This is a genomic window from Corynebacterium sp. HMSC062E11 (assembly GCF_001811845.1).
Classification (GTDB): Bacteria; Actinomycetota; Actinomycetes; order Mycobacteriales; family Mycobacteriaceae; genus Corynebacterium; species Corynebacterium hesseae.
Genome location: NZ_KV806809.1, coordinates 1 through 251 on the forward strand (window position 1 = coordinate 1; position 251 = coordinate 251).

The following is a 251-nucleotide window of genomic DNA, read 5'->3' on the forward strand; positions in this document are numbered from 1 at the left end:
GGACCTGACCCCTGTTTGGTAGACACCTGATATCCAGCCCGGTTGGGTTGGGAAGAAAGGTAATCTACCACCATGCCTAGGTACTCCGAACAGTTCAAACGTGATGCTGTGGCCCTCTACGAAAACAATGAGGACCTCTCACTTCACGCGGCTTCAGCAGAGCTTGGAGTCAATCGTTCCTCACTTTATTCCTGGCTTAAGCAGTACGGCACCGGCAAACGTGCCCGCACGAAGACCATGCGTGACAAGGC

1 protein-coding gene is annotated in these 251 nt (G+C 53.8%); it reads left to right on the forward strand.

The window, feature by feature from the left end; all coding sequences use genetic code 11:
- Positions 1 to 72: 72 nt before the first annotated feature.
- Positions 73 to 251, forward strand: a 179-nt coding sequence (locus HMPREF2822_RS07675) for a transposase (RefSeq protein WP_158014574.1), incomplete at its 3' end; no start/stop codon positions are given.